The organism is Methylobacterium nigriterrae (assembly GCF_037106235.1).
GTDB classification, from domain to species: Bacteria; Pseudomonadota; Alphaproteobacteria; order Rhizobiales; family Beijerinckiaceae; genus Methylobacterium; species Methylobacterium nigriterrae.
Genome location: NZ_JBAWTG010000336.1, coordinates 1 through 1771 on the forward strand (window position 1 = coordinate 1; position 1771 = coordinate 1771).

The following is a 1771-nucleotide window of genomic DNA, read 5'->3' on the forward strand; positions in this document are numbered from 1 at the left end:
CCGGCTGCTGCTTCACGATGGCGGCCGGGCGCGGGGCGGACGTAGCTCACATGATTGGCGTGTCAGGCCACCGGCACCCGAAGACCATCGTCGGCTATCCGCCAGCGTCAGCTGATTGGCATACGACGGAGTTCATGGCGCGCCTGCTCCAGGAACTCCTCTCGTTCCTCATGGCTGAGGTGGAACGCGCGGTTGTAAAGGCTTGCGGTAAACGCGACGGTCGTCTCGTCCCATGTGCGCCCGAAGTGTTCATTTTTAGCGAAGGTCGTTTTTGCCCTGGCGAGCACCTCGGCTTCGTCCGGTTCTGACATCCTGGTTTCCTGCTGACGACGTGGACGAATCTATCCCTCAGGCGGCTCTCGCGCGTACTCGCTCTGACGCGTGATCAATGGCTCTGACGACATGATCTGGCGCGAGATGATGGATCATGTGCCCCATGCCCGGTACGACAATGAATTCGCTGTTCGCGATTTCGCGGTGCAGGCGCTCCGATTGACGTCCAACATCCGCGATCTGATCGTCCGCACCCGTGATGATCACAACCGGCAGCTTCAACTCGCGGTAATGCTCCTGAAGCTCGACCGTCACGGGCGTCATCATGGCGGCGTCCTCGGCAGACGCCCGCAACTGTGAGGGCCGCAACATCAGCTCCTTCGGGAACTCCCGGTCGAAGCGCTCCGGCACGGCTGCGGGCGCGAACATGCCCTTGATCAGGCCAGGCAGGATCAGGCGAGAGATCACAGGCGACACGGTATAGCGCATCACATCCCCGACGACCGGGATCGCGGGCGGCGAGAACAGCACCACGTCGGCGCGCAGCGTCGGGTAGTAGTAGCCCGAGGCCAAGACGAGGCTGCGCACGAGCCTCGGTGCCTGCAGCGCCAGGGCAACGGCCACCAAGCTGCCCCAGGAGTGCCCGAGCACCACAGCCTGCGAAACCCCGAGCTGCTGCAGGGCTTTCTGAAACAGCGTCGCGTGTGCCCTGGGCGTCCAGAGAGCCCGCGGGCGCTCGCTGTAGCCGTAGCCGGGCCGGTCGATGATGATCACACGGTAGCGCTTGGCCAACTCGTCGACGATGCCGCTGACGAGGAAATCCTCGATCATGGTGCCGTTGCCGTGGATCAGCACAAGAGGCTCGCCGCTCCCACGCTCGACGTAGTGCAGGCGGACACCGTCGACCGTCAGGAAGCTGCCGATGGGTGGGTGGCGCTGCTCCGCTTCGCGGGCTTTCGAAACAGCGTAAAGTGCTGAAGCGCCAAGGGCTGCCGCTGACCCGAGCAGGGCTGGCACCAGCCAGCTACGTGTCGTGGAACGCTGTGTCATGACGTGAGCCTCGTGTATGGGGGCGGCCTCGGCCGGGAAGGCGGCCAAGGTGGGAGCATTCCGCTCTAGGCGGCCGTCAGACGCTGGGTGTTGGCCGCAACATGCTCGCGGTAGCGAGCAACCACCGTGTCGCAGGAGCCGCCCGTCATCAGCGTACCGGATGCTTCGATGAAGGCGCTGAGCTTCTCGCTCACCATCTGCTGGGCCTCGGCGCAGCCCTCAGGGCCACCCCAGGCGAGCTTCACGAGCCGAAGCTCGACGACCTTCTGAGCCTCCAGGGCCAGCAGGGCGACGGCAAAGGGGTTGTACATGCATGCTCCGCGTGGCGCGGCCCTGAGGCCTTGCCACTGAGAAAAAGAAAAGGGCGGCCGAAGCGGCCGCCCCTCTGGCTTGTGGTGAACCCGGGATCGCGGCCGGAGTTCAGAGGCTCGTGCGCCTCAGCGAACGA

The 1771-nt window shown here is 64.8% G+C and carries 2 protein-coding genes and 1 pseudogene; 1 reads left to right on the top strand and 2 read right to left on the bottom strand.

Translation table 11 applies throughout. The features are described from left to right. Nucleotides 1–308, top strand: a pseudogene (locus tag WDW90_RS36810) (hypothetical protein); the annotation flags it as partial. 40 nt (nucleotides 309–348) lie between these two features. On the opposite strand, the gene WDW90_RS36815 reads toward WDW90_RS36810, so the two are convergent. Both WDW90_RS36815 and WDW90_RS36820 read right to left on the bottom strand, forming a co-directional pair. Next, nucleotides 349–1323 (bottom strand): alpha/beta fold hydrolase, encoded by a 975-nt coding sequence (locus WDW90_RS36815; RefSeq protein ID WP_336492675.1) that lies wholly within the window; start codon nucleotides 1321–1323, stop codon nucleotides 349–351. A 65-nt stretch (nucleotides 1324–1388) separates the two neighbouring features. Beyond that, nucleotides 1389–1634, bottom strand: a complete 246-nt coding sequence (locus WDW90_RS36820; protein WP_336492674.1) for a hypothetical protein — start codon at nucleotides 1632–1634, stop codon at nucleotides 1389–1391. Nucleotides 1635–1771: the final 137 nt, after the last annotated feature.

Bases quoted from the DNA above. Each gene is read 5' to 3' on its own strand.
- WDW90_RS36815 (WP_336492675.1), bottom strand. From the start codon at position 1,323: ATGACACAGCGTTCCACGACACGTAGCTGGCTGGTGCCAGCCCTGCTC.
- WDW90_RS36820 (WP_336492674.1), bottom strand. From the start codon at position 1,634: ATGTACAACCCCTTTGCCGTCGCCCTGCTGGCCCTGGAGGCTCAGAAG.